We start from the raw sequence: 21,042 nt of genomic DNA on the forward strand, positions 1-21,042 counted from the left end.
TACTCATTATATCGTAATAAGTAAATATAAAGCCCTATTTATACAAGTTAAATAGGGCTTTAGTATTATTAATCAAAAAGTTGTCGTAAGACTAATTAGTGATCATGTGCTGCTGAAACACCACCGTGCGGTGTACGGAAGTTTTCAACCATTTGTTGGATATGAGCGGGTGCTGGACCTGTTACTCTTAATACAGCGAAAGCAACTGCAAAGTTAACAGCAGCGCCGACTGCACCAAAGGCATTAGGAGAAATACCAAAGAACCAGTTAGGACCCATGTCACCTAGGAAAGAAGTGCCTGGGATAAACATAAAACCTTTGTGTTGGAACACGTATAACATAGTTACACCGATACCCGAACACATGCCCCAAACTGCTGCTGGACCACTCATCTTCTTAGCAAATATACCCATCATTAGTGCAGGGAATATTGACGATGCGGCTAAACCAAAGGCTAGCGCCACCGTTCCTGCGGCAAAGCCAGGCGGATTTAAACCAAGCCAACCAGCAACCATCACTGATATTGTCATCACAATTCGACCTGCGAGTAACTCATCTTTCTCTGACATGTCAGGTGTTAAAATACCTTTCAATAAATCGTGGGAGATAGAGGAGGATATCGCTAATAACAAACCAGCGGCAGTAGATAACGCAGCAGCTAAACCACCGGCGGCAACTAAAGCAATAACCCAGTTTGGTAAGTTTGCGATTGCTGGGTTAGCAAGTACCATAATGTCACGGTCAACTTTAACCATTTCATTGGTCGCTTTATCAGCAGTATATTGTATTTTACCATCGCCATTCTTGTCTTCGTATTGTAAAAGACCAGTTTTTTCCCAATCTTTAAACCATTGTGGACGTTCAGCATACTCAAGGTTCTGACCGGCTACGGGTTCAATAGTGTTCATTAGGTTTAAACGAGCCATTGCGCCAACTGCCGGAGCAACTGTGTATAACAAGGCGATAAAGACTAATGCGTAACCTGCAGATTGACGTGCAGCTTTAACTGAAGGAACGGTAAAGAAGCGCATAATAACGTGAGGTAAACCGGCAGTACCTATCATCAGAGATAGAGTATATGCGAACATATTTACTGAGCCGCCCATGTTGTCAGTGGTGTACTCTTTAAAGCCTAATTCAGTAACAACTAAGTCTAATTTATCAAGTAAATAAACACCGCTACCGTCAGCCAACGTTGAGCCTAAGCCTAACTGTGGAATAGGGTTACCCGTTAACTGTAGTGAAATAAAGACTGCAGGAATGGTATAAGCAAAAATCAATACTATGTACTGAGCAATTTGCGTGTAAGTAATACCTTTCATACCACCCAATACGGCATAAACCCAAACAACGAACATACCGATGTAAAGACCTAAATCGTAATCAACTTCTAGGAAGCGAGAGAAAGCAACACCCACACCTTTCATTTGACCAATGATGTAAGTTAATGACGCTATGATTAAACAAACAACGGCAACAACACGTGCTGTTTTTGAGTAATAACGGTCAAAAATAAATTCAGGTACAGTGAACTTGCCGTGCTTACGTAAGTAAGGAGCAAGTAGCATGGCCAGTAGTACATAACCACCAGTCCAACCCATTAAGAAAACTGAGCCACCATAGCCAAGGAAAGAAATCATCCCTGCCATTGAAATAAATGACGCGGCACTCATCCAATCGGCACCAATTGCCATACCATTTTGTAATGGGGTAACACCACCACCAGCAACGTAAAAGTCACTAGTTGAACCGGCACGAGCCCACCAAGCAATACCAAAGTAAACGGCGAAAGAACCGAACACAGCAATGTATGTATAGAGTTTTAACTCATCCATTATGATTCCTCGACGTTATATTTTTTATCAAGATCGTTCATTTTTTTGGTGTACCAAAAAACTAAACCGACAAAAGTGTAAATTGAACCTTGCTGTGCAAACCAGAAACCTAGTTTGTAGCCACCGATACGTATTTCATTTAAAGGTTCTACTAATAGCAAACCGAACCCAAATGAAACGACGAACCAGATAACAAGACTTATAAATATTAGGCGCAGATTTTCTGACCAATATGTCTGTTTCTCTTCCATTATCCTCTCCTAGCAACTTAACTTATCTGGGTTTTAGCCCAGTTATTATGTGAAGCGTTTATTATTTTTTTACGCTTGATTTATCACCTGTTTTACCAATTAAGGCAGTAGTTACGTTTACTATTAATTCGGATCGCGATAAAACCAAAATCAAAATTCATAGTGAAATTTAACTATTATTGACACTAACAAGGTTTTTCGAATTGAGGTATTACACTTTAGTCTAGATTTTATACTTTAGGGTTGACGTAAGCGGGCTAAATACACTAAAAATAGCTATCTACTAAGTATGTTTTGTTAAAGGCTGAAAGAATATGGATCATGAACTCGCCGAAATTAGTGCTTTCCTTCAAGCGATTCCGCCATTCGATACCCTACCCGAATCGGTGACGTTACAATTAGTCAAAGAAATAAATATTTGCTACGTAAGGGCCAAACAACCGTTGCCACCTAATGGTATCGAGGAGGCGCGTCTTTACATCTTACGCAAAGGTGCTTTGGTTTATACCGACCATAATGGCCAGTTAGTGGGAAAATATACCGAAGGTGAAATTTGCAGTGTTTTTTGTCGACCCGCACAACGCAATGAAGTGGAGGTAAATACTGAAGAAGACACTTTACTGTACAGTCTTGATTATCAAACTTTGCTGTCTTTAGTTGCAGACTACCCACAAATAGACGCTTTTTTCATGCAAACTGCTGCAGAACGTTTAAAAGGAAAAATGAGTAAGGTTAATGAAGACGCGATTATTAATTCTTCACTGATTAATAACCCCATTAGTCAATTTTATCATCAACCAGTATTAACCATTAACAGTCATCAAAGCATACAAGAAGCGGCGCTAAAAATGACTGAAAAAGATATTTCTTGCCTAGTCGTAATCGATGATAAAGAAAGTGGTGTCGGTGCACCCGTTGGTATAGTCACCGATAAAGATATTCGTCGACGTTGTGTCGCTGAAGGGTTAAGTTTTACCCTGCCAGTCAGCGAGATTATGACCACAGATATGGCAACGTTACCCGAGCAAAGTAGCGCTTATGATGCGCTTATGTTGATGACTAGCAAGCGTATTCACCACCTCCCTATTACTGGCTTTAGTGATTCTGGAGAGTATGGCGAACTAGTGGCGATGGTAACTATCACGGACTTAATGAATAATGAAGGCCACAATGCCGTCAATATCACCAGTATTATTCGTAAAGCGGCGACCATTAACGATTTGATCCGTATCAGTAAATTAATACCAAAATTACAAATTCGTATGGCTAAACTCGGCACCAGCGCTGATCATATTGGTAAAAGTATTAGCGCGATAACGATGGCATTTACGATTCGAATTATTGAAATGTCAGAAAAAATCAATGGTAAAGCGCCAGTTCCCTATGCATGGGTAGCTTGTGGTTCTCAAGCAAGACAAGAGCAGCTTGCCCATTCTGACCAAGACAATGCTTTAATTATTTCTGATCAGGTACAACCTGAGCATGAAGCTTGGTTTGAAAACCTCGCCTCGTTTGTTTGTGATGGTCTTGCTGCCTGCGGTTTTATCTTGTGTCCTGGCGATATCATGGCTTCAAACCCTAAATGGCGACAACCACAAAAAATGTGGCATCAATATTTTGAGCAATGGGTGAATACTCCAAGCCCACAGGCGTTACTTAATGGTAGTGTCTTCTTTGATTTTGCTACAGTACATGGCGACGATTCTTTACTTAACGAAGTACGTAGCAAGCTGCTGGCAAAAACCAAAGGTAATAGCTTATTTCTCGCACACCTGTCTAGAAATGCTTTGATGCTGAGGCCACCACTGGGGTTTTTTCGGGATTTTGTGTTAATTTCTGATGGCGAGCATAAATCGAGTCTAGATATTAAGCACAATGGTATAGCGCCGATTGTTGATCTGGCAAGAATTTATGCGCTAGCCGAAGGGATCGCATCAGTGAACACTATAGAGCGCCTTAGAAAAGCAGCTGGAAGCCCTTCTATTTCTAAAGAGTCGGCGGCTAACTTAATTGATGCTTATGAATTTTTAGGCATATTGCGTTTAGAGCACCAAGCCAATTTACTTCAAGCAGGTAAAGAGCCAAATAATTACTTGTCACCGAAAAAATTGTCTAAGCTCGAACGTGAACATTTAAAGGATGCTTTTAAAGTCATTAAAGCATTACAAGATAGCAGACAGTCAACGTACTAAGGTTAAATATGCTCAGCAATCAACCCTTGTTTTATTGGTTACTCGGTTATGAAGCTCAACGAAAACGTGCTTGGGCACGAGCGCCAGAAGGAGCCTTAAAAGACTTTCTTGCTGTTAGTTTTCCTGAACCTGATACGCCATTAAATGATATTGAAATTTTGTCGGTTGATTTTGAAACCACTGGCCTTCATGCCATTAACGATAAGTTACTAAGTGTTGGCTTTATTGGCATAAAACAGCAGCAAATATCATTAAAAGACAGCTACCATCAAATCATCAAAACGAAGGATGATCTTAGCGCAGATAACGTTATTATTCATCAAATAACTGATCAGCAAAAAGAACAAGGCGCGCCATTAAAAGAGGTGGTTGAAGCCTTACTCAAAGCTTTGGCTGGAAAAGTAATGTTGGTACATTTTGCTCGTATTGAAAGACAATTCTTGCAACAAGCTTGTTTGGAACTTTATGGCGTAGCGCCACCTTTTCCGATGATAGATACCCTAATGATAGCAAAGCGTCAACTTGATAAAAAGGATGTCGCTTACGACCCCTCAGAATTAAGATTGTCAACTTTGCGCCACGCTCATGGCTTGCCAAATCATTTTGCCCATAACGCTTTAAATGACGCTATAGCTACGGCAGAACTGTTGATGGTACAAGTCAGTGAAATGTCTGATAACAACTCACTTAAATTGCACGATTTATTATTGTAATTTCGGCTCAATGAACCCATAAAAACTAATGGCAAGTAAATCTGTTGAAGGCAAGCGTAATATTTTCAAGTTGAATATTACTTTTGAACAATACCCCTGACAACTTACTACCGCTCTTATTTGAAATGGCTTATGGTGACCGTTTAGGCTTTATCAACGGAGGTTGATGTAGACTTAGCATTGGCCTTGATTATTTCAATATCTACTTTATCAATTAGTAATAAAACGTCTGCTAATTTTTTTCTTAAATCAGCAGAGAGCTTGTTAGGGAAGCTACATTTTTTGGCGACAGAAAGTGATTCTCTGCGGATAACGATGTTAAGTAAATTCTGGATAGAGTCGGTATTTGATAGTGCTAATGCGGGGAGTGGTTTTTCAACTGCTTGATTAAAGGTATCGTACGCTTCTTGTAATGCTACTTTTGCTTGTTTTAGTCTAGCCATGTAACCACCTATTTTATTGTTATTAAGGGCCTATTGGTGTTTATCACGATTAATCAAAACACCTATGGCCCCTTCTACAATAAATAGATTTGAAACTTTGTCTAGTGTTATTCGTTAGTAATTAAACGATTGCAGTAGTGTTAACGTTATCATCTTGCCTTGAACCTATAGCTAACCTTAGTTTCATGCTCTTACTTGACGATAAAATTTTAGGTGGTTAATTTCGCTTTTTTGATGATGGTAAATAATTCATCTTTTAAATGTAAACGCTGCTTTTTTTGTTGATCGAGATATTCATCCGAAGTATTTTCAGCCCCTTGTTCAATGTGATGTACTTCTTGATCGAGCTCGTGATATTTTTTGAATAAGCGAGCAAAATGAGCATCATTCATTTTTAGGCTGCGTATTTCATCAGCAAATTCTGGAAACTCGTGGTGTAAATCATGTTTTTCTATTATCATTTTTTATCCCTTATGTTGCGCAATTAATACAAGTTGTTGTGTAAGGTAAAGCGTGTAATCTTTCGATGTTTATTAGGGTGTTACAGCTTGAACAAAAGCCATATTTTTTATTTTTTAGACGATTTAATGCGGCAATAACATACTTTAGTTCAGCTTTTGCTTGGTGATGAATTTCATCTAGCACTTCATCATTTTCGGTTTCGGTCGCTTGTTCAGCAAAGTCCTGTGAGCGACCTTGATGTAAATCAGCTTCAATAGCACTTATGCGATGCTCTAGCTGAGCTTTTTTCTCTGTTAAGGAGGTTAATATTTCTTGATGAGTCATGTCATTTTCCTTTAAATGATAAGGGCTATGACTTTATTTTATGGCAACGTTGGCTAATTGTTTTGATCTAGCGCAAGTGTAAGCGAATAATTGGCAAGCTAGGGCTGATAAAAATAATGTAATGCCAATAAAAAAGACGCAGTAAGCGTCTTTTTTATTGGGTTATAAAGCTGTTTTATTTAGAAAACTGAAACTCTTTGGGTGGCGTTGCTCCCATTAAATGTTCAACAAAATAATCCCAACGTTTGCGCATCATGTAAGGTTCACGCGCAAAACCGTGGCCGCGATTAGGTAACATCAACATATCAAAATCTTTGTTAGCCTTAATCAAAGCTTCAACGACAATCAAAGTATTGTAAGGTGGTACATTGGTATCGGTTGTACCGTGAGCGATCAATAATTTACCTTGCAAACTGTCAACCGATAACTGGTTTGCTTGGCTGTCGTAATTGCTAATGCCTTCTTCATCTATAACTTCAAGACCATGGTATTTTTCGCCCCATTCATCAGCATAGTTACGGTTATCATGATTACCTGCCTGTGATACAGCTACTTTGTAGAAATTTGGAAAAGTTAATAACGCGCGAGTTGATGCGAAACCACCGCCAGAATGACCCCAAATACCAACGCGTGTTACATCAATCCAATTATGACGCTTAGCTAACTGTTCAATGGCAGAAACTTGATCAGGAATACCACTGTCGCCCATGTTGCCATAATAAAATTCATGGAAAGCTTTTGAGCGACCCGGTGTACCCAAAGCATCAATTTCTATAACAATAAAACCTAACTCAGCAATTGCTTGGTTATCGCCACGAGAGCTACGAAAATGACGGCCACGAATACTACCTACTTGTGGACCTGGATATAAATAATTAACTACAGGGTAAGATTGGCTGGCGTCAAAATTTGTTGGCTTGTACATTAAACCATAAATATCATTTTCACCGTTTCTGTCTTTAACAATAAATTCAACCGGTGCTTGCCAGCCAGACGCTTTTAATTGGCTAATATCCATGGTTTCTATGGTCAATTCTTTGTTATTACTAACGGCACGTACTCGGCTTATTTCAGCGGTTGTTGGTGTTGCCGCGCGGTCTAAAAAGTGTGTGCCGGCTTTGTTTAACGTAATGCGATGGTGCTTTTTCTCAGGTGTTAATAAGGTTAACTCAGAGCCATCTTTGTTAACGCTGTAAAGATAATGGTAATAAGGGTCACTGCCTTCTTTGCCTGCGCCAGTGAAAATAAGCTTACCCGTTTGTTGATCAACATGGAGTAATTCGATAACCGTCCAGTCACCTTGGGTAATTTGTTGTTTAACTTTCCCCGTTGCTAAATCTATTAGGTATAAATGTCCCCAGTTACTGCGCTGAGAAAACCAAATAGCCTCATTACTTTTTTCTAAATACTGCCAACTAATGCCATCGACACCTGATTCAAAAAAGCTTTTTTGTGTTTCTGACATAACAAGCTTAACTTTACCGGTTTTAGCATCAGCAATTTTCAACGTGGCAGTTTTGTGATCGCGCGTAGAAGAAACAAAGGCAAATGTTTTACTATCGTCAGCCCAATCTATGTCTAATAGTTCGCCTTTACGTCCAGCGACATGGTCAGTGATTGTTGAACGGTGAGCATCGGGTGCCATATCAAGTGGCGTGACCTTTTTACTTTCAACGTCGATAACGACACGATGAATAGCAAATATATGTTCATCACCCGGTAAAGGATACTTCCAAACGTCAATTGTTGGATGGCCAACTGCGGTTGACACTATGCCCATGTCACCTACGTTGCGGCCATCATGCTTAAAGGTGGTTAATTTTTTTGAGTCAGGCGCCCAAGTCACTACGGGAGAATCACGACGAACCCAGCCAGCATTATTGGTTGCATAGCCAAAGTCTTTAATACCGTCAGTGGTGAGTTGGCTTTCTTTATCTGTTATTAAATCACGTAACCATAGATTATGATCGCGAATAAAGACGGCACGTTTACCATCAGGTGATAAGTTTTCCGCACTTTTTTGGCTTAGTTCATCAAGCTGGCATAAATAATGAGTTAAATCACATTGGTAACTCTTTGCCTTTACTGAAAATTTGATGTTGTTTGCAGATATAAACTCTACTTGAGTGAAAGGGAACTTATCGTGATTTACTTCGCTATCAGTAATGCGAGCAAGTGATTCTGCTAATTTTTTATGATCGAATGCGAGAGATTTTTTCTGGCTATTAATATCAACTTTAAAAAATTTATCGCCGTCTTCAGTATGGCTGCGGTATACCAAAGTGTCATTGCTTGACCATAACGGGTAGTCAACAGTACCTGTTACTAACTTACTGGTATAGCTTGATAATTGTTGTTCAGCTTTTTTATAGTCGTCAACGCTTAGTTGTTTTGCCGACAACAGGGTTGGTGTCAGTGCAGAAATAATTGCAACGCCACTGGCAAGAATAAGAGATTTTCTCATCTAAATTTACCTTTTTTCATTATTAGTTATTCACTCGAGGATAATACAAGCAAAGCTATGATCAGCCTAACATTTCCTAACCGCTTCAAGTGTAATTATCGTTAAATATACAATTTTATAAGATGAAAGAATCGTTATTAACAGGCAAAAAACATCCCCTTTAGACTTATGTCTAATTTCTAAATAGCGATTAACGTTTTAAGTTATATCCATAAAATAAAAATAAAACGATAAAAAGTAGCCAAAAGATCGTATCTGCAGTTTTTCTGAGGCTAATACACAACAAACGGGGATAGCAAAATGTTTAACAAGAAAAAGCTTCTATTAGCAACAGGATTATTCGCACTGGCTGGCACAGCAAATGCGGCTTACGAAATTAAATTAGACAACGACGATAGTATTACTTTTGGTGGCTATATCAAAGCCGACGCACGTTACATCGATGGTACTGTTGCAGCAACTGATTATTGGTATGGTAGTGGCACGGCACTAGACAATAGTATTTCTAATTTTGGTATTGCGGTAAATGAATCACGCATTAATACTAAATATAAGCATGGTGATTTAACCGGTTTTATTGAAATGGATTTCTATGGAGACGCTGTTAGAGGAGGGGGTAATGAAATTATCTCAAATTCGTCAAACCCACGTATTCGTCATGCATTTATTAAATATAAAGATCTATTAATTGGTGACACTTGGTCAACTTTTGTTAACACCAGTGCACTTGCAGAAGCCGCTGATTTTGGTGGTCCATTGTTATCAGCAGCTTTTATTCGTCAAGGACAAGTTCGTTACACTATGGGTAACTTTCAGGTCTCTGTTGAAAATCCAGAATCATATGGTGGTGTCAGTGGCAATGATTCTATGCCTGATGTTATTGCTCGTTATAATTTTAAAGGCGATTGGGGTAATGTCGCTATTGCCGCAGTAGCCAAACGATTACAAACCGTTGGTGGTAATGAAGAATCAGCACTAGGTTATGGTATTTCAGGTCGCATTAATACTTTTGGCAAAGATGACTTTCGTTTTCAATTTCATGGTGGTGAAGTAGGTCGCTATATTGGCGTAACCGCATCAAAAGATTTAATTGGCGAAGAAGTTGAAGAAACAACCTCAATCAGCGTTGCATACCGCCATTTCTGGACCGAAGATTTACGAAGCACGGCCTTTTATGGTAACACCACTACAGAAGTTGCAGATTATGACCGTACACATTGGGGTGTAAATTTATTTAAAAATGTTACTCAGCAATTATCCTTCGGTGTTGAAGTGGGTAATTTTGAAATGGCAGATAAAAATGTTGATTCTGACTACTTACAATTTTCAGCAAAATACGTTTTATAAGTATACCGTTACATAAAAGCAAAGAATTCACACGTTTTGCGTTAGTTGACCTCCTATTCTGAGGTTTTTTGGGGAAGCTTTTGCTTCCCCTTTTTTATGTACAGGATGTACGGTATAGCGAGGTGGCATGGATGCCAAAGAACGCATATGTCATCCTAATACAAAAACAACCGTCCCAAAAACCGTCATCCTGAATTTATTTCAGGATCTAGTGTTATGAATATGGCAAGAAGCACAGATACTGAAACAAGTTCAGCATGACGGAGTCTTTAGCATAAATTTAACATAACCAAGTCTTTAAAATAAAAAACCGTCATCCTGAATTTATTTCAGGATCTAGTGTTATGAATATGGAAAGAAGCACAGATACTGAAACAAGTTCAGCATGACGGAGTCTTTAGCATAAACTCAACATGAAGCAGTCTTTAGAATAAATTCAGCATGACGAGGTCTTTAGCATAAATTCAACACAACCAATTATTTAGAATAAAAGACCGTCATCCTGAATTTATTTCAGGATCTAGTGTTATGAATATGGAAAGAAGCACAGATACTGAAACAAGTTCAGCATGACGAAGTATTTAGCATAAATTCAGCACGACGAAGCCTTTAGCATAAATTGAACATAACCAAGTCTTTAAAATAAAAAACCGTCATCCTGAATTTATTTCAGGATCTAGTGTTATCAATATAGCAAAAAGCACAGATACTGAAACAAGTTCAGTATGACGAGGTCTTTAGCATAAGTTCAGCATGACGAAGTCTTTAGCATAAATTCAGCATGAAGCAGTCTTTAGAATAAATTCAGTATGACGAGGTCTTTAGCATAAATTGAACATAACCAAGTCTTTAAAATAAAAAACCGTCATCCTGAATTTATTTCAGGATCTAGTCGTTGATACTGATAACTTCAGTACCAACATCACCCCTCTACTACTTTTTAAACTTAGCAAAGGCATCAGCAAAAGCGTTACCCATAGCGGCATTTTCACTCTTTTTAGCGGGTGGCTTTGTATTACGTTGCGGGTTTGGCTTAGCCGTTTTGGGTGTGGTATTTTGTGAACGAGGCTGAGGCTTATTCGTCTGTTGGTTTTGTTCTGGCTTGGTGGTCACTGTTTCATCTAAACGCATAGATAAGCTAATGCGTTTTCTAGCCGCATCAACTTCCATTACTTTTACTTTAACAATATCACCTGCTTTCACAATTTCACGTGGGTCGCTAACAAATTTGTCAGTAAGTGATGAAATATGTACTAAGCCATCTTGATGAACACCTAAATCGACAAAGGCACCAAAATTGGCAACGTTTGAAATAACACCTTCAAGTACCATGCCGACAGTTAAGTCATTAATGGTATTTACACCTTCTTTAAACTGTGCGGCTTTAAAAACAGGTCGAGGATCTCGGCCGGGCTTTTCTAGCTCACTAATAATATCTTTAAGCGTTAATTCGCCAATATTAATATCGTTGAGATCTGTGATATTAATTTTACTTAATTGTTCACTATTACCGATTAAATCACTAATGTTGCTATTAAGATGGGCAATGATCTTTTCAATAACTGGGTAGCTTTCTGGATGAACACCTGAATTGTCTAGTGGATTTTTACCACCTGAAATACGTAAAAATCCCGCTGCCTGTTCAAAGGCTTTAGGACCCAAACGCGCTACTTTCTTGAGTTCTTTTCTGTCATCAAAACGACCATGTTCGTCGCGATAAGCAACGACGTTATCAGCCATCGTTTTATTTAATCCTGAAACTCGTGTTAATAACGCAGCCGAAGCACTATTTAAATCAACACCGACATTATTTACACAATCTTCTATAACATTGTCGAGGGTTTTACTTAGCTGGCTCTGACTTACGTCATGTTGATATTGACCAACGCCAATCGCTTTAGGGTCAATTTTCACTAGTTCAGCTAATGGGTCTTGTAAACGCCGTGCAATAGAAACCGCGCCGCGAATGGAGACGTCTAAATCTGGAAATTCTTTTGCGGCAAATTCTGAAGCAGAATAAACAGAAGCACCGGCCTCACTGACCATCACTTTTTGTGGTTTATTTGCTTCTAATGCCTGAATAACCTCTGCCGCGAGTTTGTCACTTTCACGTGAGCCAGTACCATTACCTATCGCGAGTAATTCAACTTTGTGTTGTTGGCATAAATTGACTAAGGTTCGTACTGATTTTTCCCAATGATTCTGTGGTGCGTGTGGGAAAATTGTCGCGGTTTGTAATAATTTACCGGTAGCATCAACAATCGCTAATTTACAACCCGTTCGCATACCTGGATCTAAGCCTAGTGTCGTTTTTGCACCAGCGGGCGCAGCCATTAATAAATCACTTAAATTGGTGGCAAAAACTTTTATCGCCCCATTTTCTGCTTGTTCACGTAAATTACCCAATAGTTCAGTTTCTAAGCTTAGGCTTAATTTTATTTTCCATGCCCAGCGTACCACTTTAGTGATAAATTCTGCACCAGCTTGTCCGGTTAAACGCAGATTGTAGTGCTCACAAATAATTTGTTCGGCACTTGAGTACTGACTATCTTCTTGGTTTGGGTCTACGTTAATACTGAGTTGTAATATTTTTTCATTGCGACCACGCAACATCGCTAAAGCACGATGTGAGGGAACATTTTTTAATAATTCTGAGTGCTCGAAATAGTCGCGATATTTAGCGCCTTCTTGCTGTTTGCCTTTAGCGACAATACTGGTTAAATGTGCTTGCTTTAATAAATGCTTACGCAGCTTTTGTAATAAATTGGCGTCTTGAGCAAAACGTTCAATAAGGATATAAATAGCGCCCTCAAGGACTGATTTTTCATCGCTAAAACCGGCATCATTATTGATAAAAGCTTTTGCTTCAACTTCTGGCGTTAACGCCCAGTTATTATAAAGGTTATTGGCAAGTGGTTCTAAACCCGACTCTATGGCTATTTGGCCTTTAGTGCGACGCTTAGGTTTAAACGGTAAATATAAATCTTCTAAACGGGTTTTGTTGTCTGCTGCTTGTAATTCTTTTTCTAATGCTGGCGTTAATTTATCTTGTTGGGTGATGCTGGTAATAATGACTTTTCGACGATCTTCAAGCTCACGTAAATAACTTAAACGTTGATCAATGTGGCGCAGATGATTATCGTCTAACCCTTGAGTAACCTCTTTACGGTAACGCGCAATAAAAGGTACGGTTGCGCCGTCATCAAGCAAGTTAATTGCTGAAGTTATCTGAGCGGTTTTAACGTTAAGTTCTGTTGCGATGAGTTCAGCAATGGTAGCCATTAATTGACGAGCCTTTTTGAAAGAATAAGTTTTAAAGCACTATGTTGCCATGGTTTGATAGCAGCATCAATTTGCTTGTTAGGTTTGTGGATGAAGATTAATGATTGAAAAATGAATGTTTTGTTTATCGCGTTTTTCGTATGAAAAACATTAGCCAAGTTAGACCTTAGTAAGGTCACTTGGCATTAAATGGCGATGCTAAAACTCTTCACTTTCGGGAAGGTCTGTTGGTAAATCGGCAGACAACCACTTACAAATTAGGTCATTTGCTGTTTCTAACCCCGTATATTTTAATGATGAAAAAGCTTGTACGGTAATATCTGCATTTAACGATGCTAAGGCTTTTTTAACCTGAAGCACTTCAGCACTTCTTTTGCCTTGTGAAAGCTTGTCGCATTTTGTTAATAACGCCAATATCGGTAAATCACTGTCCGCGGCCCATTGGATCAAGTCCATATCAAGATCTTTTAACGGATGACGAATATCCATTAAAATAACTAGGCCTTTTAAACAATCACGTTTTTCTAAATATTCGCCAAGTGCTTTTTGCCATTTTTTCTTCATTTCAATCGGCACTTTGGCAAAGCCGTAACCGGGTAAGTCAACCAAGCGTCTGTTAGGTGCGACTTCAAAAATGTTAATAAGCTGCGTTCGACCCGGTGTTTTACTGACACGAGCTAAACCACGTTGGTTAGTTAAGGTATTTAGTGCGCTTGATTTACCCGCATTTGAACGTCCCGCAAAGGCCACTTCTATACCGTTGTCTTCAGGCAAGCGACGAATATCCGGCGCACTTAAAGTGAAAGTGGCTTTACTTAAATGAATAACAGGTGATGACAAAATGGTGTCCAATAACAAATAAAAAAAGCATTATATCTTTTTTTTCTCGTGAAACAGTAAAAAGTGTCATTTTTTAAGCTTAATTTTTACTATGCTTATTACACCGTGATGATATTAGTGTAAAATATGACTAGTTTTTTATATTCATCCGTTTATTTTTTAGTGAATACTTAATCAATAGTAATAGAGCAGAGAGCCATTCAATGAATAAAATTATTTTTTCGTTAATTCTTGCCGTAACGAGTATTAATGTCGCGTTCGCAGCAACCGGAAGTGTTGATGCAGGTAAAAGTAAAGCAGCTATGTGTAGTGCTTGTCATGGTGCTAATGGGATTGGCGCAAGTGATGCGTTTCCTAACTTAGCGGGTCAGCATGCTGCCTATATTGTTAAACAACTACAAGCCTTTAAAAGTGGTACACGTGTCAACGCTATGATGGGACCAATGGCTGCTGGCTTATCCGATCAAGATATGGCTGATATCGGTGCTTACTTCTCAAGTTTAGATAGAAGTGGCGCAACCGTTTCAGTTGAACTTGCTAGCATGCATTCAGCTCCGGCTGCTGTAGTAGAAACTGTTGCTTATGTTGGCAATGCTAGTGCAGGTAAGAGCCTTTACGAATTAGGTGATGCTTCACGTAATATTGCTAGCTGTATCGGCTGCCATGGTAAAGAGGGCAATAGTCAGGTACTAATCAACCCTAATTTAGCCAACCAACATGCCCAGTATATCGAAAAGCAATTATATGCTTTTAAAGATAAAACGCGCATTAACTATGCAATGAATCAATTTGCTGGTGCGATGACCGATGAAGATATTGCCGATATGGGCGCCTATTTTGCTGATACCAAGGCCGTTGCTCATGTAAAACCTAAGCGTGTTACTAAGGTTGCGATTATTACCGAAGAAGCGATTGCCGGAAAAGCAAAGTCAGCAATGTGTAGTGCTTGTCACGGTGCGGACGGTAATAGTTTAGTGCCTATGTATCCAAAATTAGCAGGACAACATGCGGAATATACAGCTAAACAACTAAAAGAGTTTAAATCTGGTGTGCGTGAAAATGCGGTAATGGCAGGTATGGCTGCAGCCTTGTCTGAACAAGACATGGCTGAATTAGGCGCATATTTTGCTAGTCAAAAACCGACGCCAGGTAATGGCAAGGGCTCTGAACTAGGGCGCAAATTATACTTTGGTGGAGACACAGCTCGTGGTATTACCGCTTGTATCGCTTGTCATGGCGCAACGGGTAAAGGTGTTGCAAAAGCTGGTTTCCCTGTTGTTGCTAATCAAAGTGTTGAATACTTAACTGCACAGTTAATGAGTTTTAAAACCGGTGAACGCAATAATGATCGTAATGGCATGATGGGAAATATAGCTAAACGTTTGAAGAAAAATGACATTGATGCATTAGCGCAATACATGTCTTCAATGAAATAAAGCACGGTTAAAAGAATATTTTTAAAAAAGCAGCTTAATAAGCTGCTTTTTTATGCCTGCTAAGTGATCAATAAATTAGTCCGATGGGTATAACTTGTGTAAACTGTTTGATATTGAAGACTGCAGTGCCTAAGGTAATAACCTTACCAATCATTGCTAGCCACATTTAATTATCTACATATATAGAGAGCTCATTGATGAAAAGAATACTACTAAGCTTGGTTTTATTAGGAACAAGTGCACTAAATATCAGCTATGCTGCCCAAGGTAATGTTGATGCCGGTAAAACAAAATCTGCAATGTGTGGAGCATGTCACGGTGTTGATGGTAATAGCTTAGTACCTATGTATCCTAGTCTGGCTGGACAAGGTAGTAGCTATATCGCGAAACAATTAGCTGACTTTAAAACGGGGCTAACTTCGGGCGGAAAAGAAGGCCGTGTTAATGCAATTATGGGTGGTATGGCCATGGCATTGAGCGAACAAGATATGCTTGATTTAGGCGCTTATTATAGTGCACAACCTGCAAAATATGCGGGTGGAGCAACCAGTGACGTTGGCAAAAAGCTATATTTTGGTGGTGATATAGAGCGTGGAATTACCGCTTGTATTGCTTGTCATGGCGCTGATGCAAAAGGCATGTCACAAGCTGGTTTCCCAGCTCTGGGCGGACAAAATGCAATGTACTTAACTGCTCAGTTGGAAAGTTTTCGTTCGGGAGCTCGCAACAATGACAAAAATGGCATGATGCGAAATATTGCTATGAAGCTAGAAGATGCAGATATTGCCGCCTTAGTGCAATACATGTCGACGATAAAATAGTCGCTTATAGCTACATGTAGTTCTGAACATCGTCTTTATTTGCCATCCATGGCACCAAGACATACCGTTCATCCTGAACATCGTCTTTATTTGCCATCCATGGCACCAAGACATACCGTTCATCCTGAACATCGTCTTTATTTGCCATCCATGGCACCAAGACATACCGTTCATCCTGAACATAAAGCAGCTTAATAAGCTGCTTTTTTATTGGCTAAGATAGGTTAATGTCGTACACTAAAATAGATATTATTAGTTGGTAATTTGTTGATTTTAAAGGTAAGGGTAATTATCTTGATGGAACTGGGTCTTTAGTGAAAAATCATTCAGTTGTTAATAATATGATTGCTTGTCATCAATGCGATTCGTTATTACCTATGCCGTATTTATTAGAAGGACAAAATGCTTTATGTGGTTGTTGTGGCGCGATGTTGTTTTCAAAGAAGAGGGATGCGATTAATCGAACCCTTGCTGTCGCCATTGCAGGGTTATTGTTTTTTTTACCCGCGGCATTATTACCTATTATTGGCATCGGCGCCGCAGGTCTTTACAATGATGCCTCTCTGGTTGACTGTATTACGCTTTTAATTGATAGTCGCAATTACGTACTCGCCTTTGCTGTTTTTATGTTTACCATTGCTATCCCTGTAGTGAGGCTGATCACGGCCTTATATATTTCATGGTGCATAAAGTTTCAAAAAATTAAACCTTCGTTGTTAGTGTTTTTTCGCTCTTATCATGTTTTAGATACTTGGACGATGCTCCACGTTTTTTTACTTGGTGTTGTTGTTTCTATGTATAAACTTTCTTCACTGGCTGATATGACGATTGATGGTGGGTTAATTAGCCTAATATTCCTGTTGTTATGTTCAACATTGGTGTCGGTGACAATAGATCAGCACAATATATGGCATGAGCTGGAGAAATCTCTTGAGCAATAAAGCCCTTGCCGCAGGTTTAGGCAGTTGCCCAAAGTGTCATAAGCTCAATGTTATGCATAGCGAGCGACAAGTCTGTTCACGCTGTTTAACGCTATTTTCTGCTCGAAAACCTAAAAGTATTGAATACACGTTAGCTTGGACCATTGCCGCGTTAGTGATGTTTATTCCGGCTAATATTTATCCTATGATGGTGTTTTACACTTTCGGCAACCCCGAAGCATCAACCATTTTGGAGGGGATCGCCATTTTTATTCAAATGGGGATGTTGCCGGTAGCGATCATCATTTTTATTGCTAGCTTTGTTATACCCTTAGGGAAAATTATTGGGCTATTTACCTTGATGTACAACACCAAAAGAAAAACACAATTGTCGTTAAAACAACAAGGAAAGTTATATCATATTGTCGAATTTTTAGGACCATGGTCAATGCTCGATGTATTCGTGGTGACGGTCATGGCTGCGGTCGTTAATTTAGGCTTTTTATCTAGTATTGAACCAGCAGTTGGTATTACCTACTTTACTTTAATGGTAATTTTTACCATTTTTGCCGCGGAAAGCTTTGATCCGCGACTATTATGGGATAACTATCAGAAGCATAATCATCAGTCACTTTCTGAAAAAACATATAACAAAACGGATGTCCCTCATCATGACAAATAAAACTATTCTTGCCGAATCAAAAGCTATTATTAAAAGTCGAGAAGGTATTTCTGCTGTCTGGTTAGTGCCTATTATTGCGTTGTTATTTGGTGCTTGGCTAATTATAAAAGCTGTTTCTGACCGAGGCACGTTTATCACCGTTCAGTTTGAAAGTGCAAGTGGTATTGTGGTTGGTAAAACTCAAGTTCGCTATAAAGGACTTACCACAGGTATTGTTCGTGACGTTGAAGTATCTGAAGACTTACAGAGTGTTATTGTCGAAATTGAAATGATTTCAAGCTCAAAAAAAATGTTGACCGATAAAACACGTTTTTGGTACGTGACTGCCGACGTTTCATTTCAAGGTATTACCGGATTAGACACTTTGTTATCAGGGAGTTACATAAATGTGATGCCTGATATAGAAGAAGAAGGTAAAGCAAGGAGTCACTTTATTGCCTTAAGTGAAGAACCGGTATTAGATCAAGCAACGCCAGGTTTACATGTATCATTAACTACAAAAACTTTGGGTTCATTAGGCAAGAAATCGCCGGTTTTATTTAAACAAATTACCGTCGGTTATGTCGCTGGATTTAACTATGAGGCAACTTCTGATCTGATCAATATTAACCTTTTTATTGAACCTGAGTACGCTAACTTAGTAAAAGAAAACTCGCGTTTTTGGAATACCAGTGGCGTAACAGTATCAGGCTCATTAACTAGTGGTGTTACTGTTCATACCGATTCACTGGCATCTGTTGTTGCTGGAGGTGTGGCTTTTGGAAACTCTGATTATGAAGCTGTTATGGGACCAGCGATCAACGGCCAAAATTTCACCTTATATTCTGATTATGAAACCGCCAATATGGGCCATGAAATTCAGTTAATGTTAAACTGGAATTCAGGTATAGATCGCGATGCAGCGATTATGTATCAAGGGTTAACATTAGGAAAAATTACCGACTTTACTCGTATTGATCCCGAAGAAAGGATCATCGAAGCCAGTGCTATTATCAATCCTCGTATCATTCCCTATTTAACCAGTGGTTCGCAGTTTTTTGTTATAGCGCCAAATCTGGACTTAGGCGGCGTTACAAATTTACATACATTAATGCTAGGCGCTCACATTGGTATTCGTCCATCAGTTGATGGTAAACCGTTAAATAAATTTAACGTATATAATCAAGAGCCTGCCTACCAATATAGTGAGCCTGGGTTACATTTAGTGTTAAAAGCACAAGATGTTGGCTCTTTAACCACAAGCTCTAATATTTATTATAAACAGCAGAAAGTAGGTACTATTCAGGCAATTGAAAATATTGGCCCTAATGAATTTTTAGTACACATTTTCATTGAACCTAAATACAAAAGCTTTGTTTCTAGTGATAGTCACTTTTGGAACGCCAGTGGTTTGCATATTTCAGGTGGCTTACAAAATTTTGATATACAAGCACAATCTATTCAGTCGATGTTAGCGGGCGGTATTGCTTTTGACTTAGGTGATAATAATGAAAAATCAGCACCTAAGAATGGTGATAGCTTTCAGCTGTTTATTGATAAAAACGTGGCTAAACAACGTTCAACATTTAATCTTTATACGAATAGTGCCCATGGTTTAAGTAACAAAACCCGTATCATGCTAAGAGGTGAAGAAATTGGTTCTGTTCATAAAGTCATTCGCCAGCAAGACCAAGTTACCCTTCAGGTTGGGGTCTTAACTGATTACGAATATATTCTCCGAGAAAACAGTCAGTTTTGGCTCGTTAATGCCGACTTATCCTTGTCAGGAATGACAAATACCGATGCTTTATTTGGCGGGGCGTATATTAGCGTTAACGTTGGAGAAGGTGAAAAAGCCCATGATTTTATTGTCACTGACTTACCACCGGCAAAACACTTATCATCACAAGGACTACAACTTTCGCTAAAATCAGAGCAAGGGAATGTCGTTAATCCTGGCAGTCCGATTAGCTTTAGAGGCATAGCTGTAGGACAAGTGGATAATGTTTCTCTCGATACTACAGGTAATAACGTTGAAATAAATATTACCGTTGATGAAGAATACCGACATTTAATTTCTAATTTTACCCGTTTCTACAACGCCAGTGGTGTAACAATAAGTGGTGGTCTAGGGAATTTTATTGTTAAAACAGAATCTGCTGATGCGATATTAAAGGGGGGGATCAGTTTTATAAACCCAGAAATAAAGCCTGAGCAAGACACCGTTGAAGAGGGAGAGAAATTTACTTTATTTGATAATGTTGAGTATGCAAAATTAGCGGGCGTTGCCATAGAAATTCATTTTAGTGATGTAGAGGGCTTGAAAAATAATTTAAAAATAAAATATCAAGATCAACAAGTTGGCTTAGTTTCTCGGATCAAATTTGATCAGCAAGGATTTGGCGCAACCGTTTATGCTTTTCTAAATGACAGTGGCCGAAAGTTCGCGGTTGCAGACTCAAAATTTTGGTTTGCTAAACCAGAGCTTGCTCTTGTGGGCTCAGTAAATGTTGGCGCTATTCTAGAGGGGGGCTTTATTGGATTAATGCCAGGTAAGGGAGAAATAAGTCATCGCTTTGAGGCCAAAGCCATTATGCCGGTAACAACGACGCTTCCTTCAGGGTTAAATCTTTCATTAAGTGCAAAAAACTTAGGTTCAGTAAGAACTGGCAATCCTGTGCTTTATCGACAAGTTAAAGTTGGTCGGGTAATTGGTGTCGACTTATCACCTACTGCCGACACCGTTAATATCTATATTAATATTTATCCGCGTTATGCGCCTTTAGTAAGTCAAAGCAGTCGGTTTTGGAATACCAGTGGTATTCGTATTGATGCGGGGCTTTTTTCAGGGATCAATATAGACTCAGAATCTATAGAAACACTGCTTGCCGGTGGTATAGCTTTTGCTACACCTGAGGTTGACGTTAAGGAGACTTTTCAGCCAGCAGAGCAAGGACAACTATTTAAGTTAGCACGAGATGTTGATGACGATTGGCATAAGTGGCAACCTAAAATTGAATTGTCGCAATAAGAACAAGAGATACCCCCCTT

At 39.1% G+C, this 21,042-nt stretch carries 17 protein-coding genes and 1 pseudogene; 9 read left to right on the forward strand and 9 right to left on the reverse strand.

Features of this window, described 5'->3' with window-relative positions; translation table 11 throughout:
- Nucleotides 1-95: 95 nt before the first annotated feature.
- Together H4J69_RS11045 and H4J69_RS11050 are read right to left on the reverse strand one after the other, a co-directional pair.
- Nucleotides 96-1,835, reverse strand: a complete 1,740-nt coding sequence (locus tag H4J69_RS11045) for a sodium:solute symporter family protein (RefSeq protein ID WP_070375431.1) — start codon at nt 1,833-1,835, stop codon at nt 96-98.
- On the reverse strand, nt 1,835-2,086 hold the full coding sequence (locus tag H4J69_RS11050) for a DUF4212 domain-containing protein (protein WP_070375432.1): 252 nt from the start codon (nt 2,084-2,086) through the stop codon (nt 1,835-1,837). The genes H4J69_RS11045 and H4J69_RS11050 overlap by 1 nt, the downstream gene beginning before the upstream one ends.
- A gap of 314 nt (nt 2,087-2,400) precedes the next feature.
- Here H4J69_RS11050 and H4J69_RS11055 point away from each other — a divergent pair, with 314 nt between their 5' ends.
- Together H4J69_RS11055 and H4J69_RS11060 are read left to right on the forward strand one after the other, a co-directional pair.
- Nucleotides 2,401-4,278 carry a putative nucleotidyltransferase substrate binding domain-containing protein gene (locus H4J69_RS11055; RefSeq protein WP_182214531.1) on the forward strand — a complete coding sequence of 626 codons (1,878 nt, stop codon included), beginning with the start codon at nt 2,401-2,403 and terminating at the stop codon, nt 4,276-4,278.
- A gap of 8 nt (nt 4,279-4,286) precedes the next feature.
- Nucleotides 4,287-4,991 carry an exonuclease domain-containing protein gene (locus H4J69_RS11060; RefSeq protein ID WP_182214529.1) on the forward strand — a complete coding sequence of 235 codons (705 nt, stop codon included), beginning with the start codon at nt 4,287-4,289 and terminating at the stop codon, nt 4,989-4,991.
- Nucleotides 4,992-5,134: 143 nt separating this feature from the next.
- Here H4J69_RS11060 and H4J69_RS11065 read toward each other — a convergent pair whose 3' ends face one another.
- From H4J69_RS11065 to H4J69_RS11080, 4 genes are all read right to left on the reverse strand, one after another.
- Nucleotides 5,135-5,434, reverse strand: coding sequence for a hypothetical protein (locus tag H4J69_RS11065; protein ID WP_070375435.1), 300 nt, complete (start codon nt 5,432-5,434; stop codon nt 5,135-5,137).
- 209 nt (nt 5,435-5,643) lie between these two features.
- Nucleotides 5,644-5,895, reverse strand: coding sequence for a YdcH family protein (locus tag H4J69_RS11070; RefSeq protein WP_070375436.1), 252 nt, complete (start codon nt 5,893-5,895; stop codon nt 5,644-5,646).
- Nucleotides 5,896-5,905: 10 nt separating this feature from the next.
- Nucleotides 5,906-6,220, reverse strand: a complete 315-nt coding sequence (locus tag H4J69_RS11075; RefSeq protein WP_182214528.1) for a TraR/DksA C4-type zinc finger protein — start codon at nt 6,218-6,220, stop codon at nt 5,906-5,908.
- Nucleotides 6,221-6,395: 175 nt separating this feature from the next.
- Nucleotides 6,396-8,684, reverse strand: coding sequence for a DPP IV N-terminal domain-containing protein (locus H4J69_RS11080; RefSeq protein ID WP_182230343.1), 2,289 nt, complete (start codon nt 8,682-8,684; stop codon nt 6,396-6,398).
- A 300-nt stretch (nt 8,685-8,984) separates the two neighbouring features.
- On the opposite strand from H4J69_RS11080, the gene H4J69_RS11085 reads away from it, so the two are divergent.
- Nucleotides 8,985-10,031 (forward strand): DcaP family trimeric outer membrane transporter, encoded by a 1,047-nt coding sequence (locus H4J69_RS11085; protein ID WP_070375439.1) that lies wholly within the window; start codon nt 8,985-8,987, stop codon nt 10,029-10,031.
- Nucleotides 10,032-10,964: 933 nt separating this feature from the next.
- On the opposite strand, the gene H4J69_RS11090 is transcribed toward H4J69_RS11085, so the two are convergent.
- Nucleotides 10,965-13,313, reverse strand: coding sequence for a Tex family protein (locus H4J69_RS11090; protein ID WP_182214524.1), 2,349 nt, complete (start codon nt 13,311-13,313; stop codon nt 10,965-10,967).
- A 198-nt stretch (nt 13,314-13,511) separates the two neighbouring features.
- A complete protein-coding gene (gene yihA / locus H4J69_RS11095; protein WP_220465222.1) occupies nt 13,512-14,153 on the reverse strand; it encodes a ribosome biogenesis GTP-binding protein YihA/YsxC in 642 nt (213 codons plus the stop codon).
- 203 nt (nt 14,154-14,356) lie between these two features.
- On the opposite strand from yihA, the pseudogene H4J69_RS20465 reads away from it, so the two are divergent.
- The 3 genes and pseudogenes from H4J69_RS20465 to H4J69_RS11105 form a co-directional block, all read left to right on the forward strand.
- A pseudogene (locus tag H4J69_RS20465) lies at nt 14,357-14,983 on the forward strand (c-type cytochrome); the annotation flags it as partial.
- Nucleotides 14,978-15,589 (forward strand): c-type cytochrome, encoded by a 612-nt coding sequence (locus tag H4J69_RS20470; protein ID WP_220466007.1) that lies wholly within the window; start codon nt 14,978-14,980, stop codon nt 15,587-15,589. The pseudogene H4J69_RS20465 and the gene H4J69_RS20470, both read left to right, overlap by 6 nt.
- Before the next feature lie 197 nt (nt 15,590-15,786).
- Nucleotides 15,787-16,410, forward strand: coding sequence for a cytochrome c (locus H4J69_RS11105; RefSeq protein WP_070375442.1), 624 nt, complete (start codon nt 15,787-15,789; stop codon nt 16,408-16,410).
- Nucleotides 16,411-16,420: 10 nt separating this feature from the next.
- Here H4J69_RS11105 and H4J69_RS11110 read toward each other — a convergent pair whose 3' ends face one another.
- Complete coding sequence (locus H4J69_RS11110; RefSeq protein ID WP_182244386.1) at nt 16,421-16,558, reverse strand: hypothetical protein; 138 nt, start codon at nt 16,556-16,558, stop codon at nt 16,421-16,423.
- 166 nt (nt 16,559-16,724) lie between these two features.
- Here H4J69_RS11110 and H4J69_RS11115 point away from each other — a divergent pair, with 166 nt between their 5' ends.
- The 3 genes from H4J69_RS11115 to H4J69_RS11125 are packed head-to-tail and all read left to right on the forward strand — an operon-like array spanning nt 16,725 to nt 21,022.
- Entirely contained in the window at nt 16,725-17,351 is a 627-nt protein-coding gene (locus H4J69_RS11115) for a paraquat-inducible protein A (protein WP_182214521.1), read from the forward strand.
- Nucleotides 17,341-18,012, forward strand: a complete 672-nt coding sequence (locus H4J69_RS11120) for a paraquat-inducible protein A (protein ID WP_182214519.1) — start codon at nt 17,341-17,343, stop codon at nt 18,010-18,012. Before H4J69_RS11115 ends, H4J69_RS11120 begins: the two co-directional genes overlap by 11 nt.
- Nucleotides 18,002-21,022: a PqiB family protein gene (locus H4J69_RS11125; protein WP_182244387.1), complete on the forward strand. Its 3,021-nt coding sequence runs from the start codon at nt 18,002-18,004 to the stop codon at nt 21,020-21,022. The genes H4J69_RS11120 and H4J69_RS11125 overlap by 11 nt, the downstream gene beginning before the upstream one ends.
- Nucleotides 21,023-21,042: the final 20 nt, after the last annotated feature.

Origin of the sequence: Colwellia sp. BRX10-9 (genome assembly GCF_014077405.1) — a bacterium.
In the GTDB taxonomy this organism is placed as follows: domain Bacteria; phylum Pseudomonadota; class Gammaproteobacteria; order Enterobacterales; family Alteromonadaceae; genus Colwellia_A.

Coding starts and splice junctions, on each gene's coding strand:
- H4J69_RS11050 (WP_070375432.1), bottom strand. CDS start 2,086: ATGGAAGAGAAACAGACATATTGGTCAGAAAATCTGCGCCTAATATTT.
- H4J69_RS11065 (WP_070375435.1), bottom strand. CDS start 5,434: ATGGCTAGACTAAAACAAGCAAAAGTAGCATTACAAGAAGCGTACGAT.
- H4J69_RS11105 (WP_070375442.1), top strand. CDS start 15,787: ATGAAAAGAATACTACTAAGCTTGGTTTTATTAGGAACAAGTGCACTA.
- H4J69_RS11075 (WP_182214528.1), bottom strand. CDS start 6,220: ATGACTCATCAAGAAATATTAACCTCCTTAACAGAGAAAAAAGCTCAG.
- H4J69_RS11060 (WP_182214529.1), top strand. CDS start 4,287: ATGCTCAGCAATCAACCCTTGTTTTATTGGTTACTCGGTTATGAAGCT.
- H4J69_RS11085 (WP_070375439.1), top strand. CDS start 8,985: ATGTTTAACAAGAAAAAGCTTCTATTAGCAACAGGATTATTCGCACTG.
- H4J69_RS11070 (WP_070375436.1), bottom strand. CDS start 5,895: ATGATAATAGAAAAACATGATTTACACCACGAGTTTCCAGAATTTGCT.
- H4J69_RS11090 (WP_182214524.1), bottom strand. CDS start 13,313: ATGGCTACCATTGCTGAACTCATCGCAACAGAACTTAACGTTAAAACC.
- H4J69_RS11080 (WP_182230343.1), bottom strand. CDS start 8,684: ATGAGAAAATCTCTTATTCTTGCCAGTGGCGTTGCAATTATTTCTGCA.
- H4J69_RS11125 (WP_182244387.1), top strand. CDS start 18,002: ATGACAAATAAAACTATTCTTGCCGAATCAAAAGCTATTATTAAAAGT.
- H4J69_RS20470 (WP_220466007.1), top strand. CDS start 14,978: ATGGGCGCCTATTTTGCTGATACCAAGGCCGTTGCTCATGTAAAACCT.
- H4J69_RS11110 (WP_182244386.1), bottom strand. CDS start 16,558: ATGGCAAATAAAGACGATGTTCAGGATGAACGGTATGTCTTGGTGCCA.
- H4J69_RS11055 (WP_182214531.1), top strand. CDS start 2,401: ATGGATCATGAACTCGCCGAAATTAGTGCTTTCCTTCAAGCGATTCCG.
- H4J69_RS11045 (WP_070375431.1), bottom strand. CDS start 1,835: ATGGATGAGTTAAAACTCTATACATACATTGCTGTGTTCGGTTCTTTC.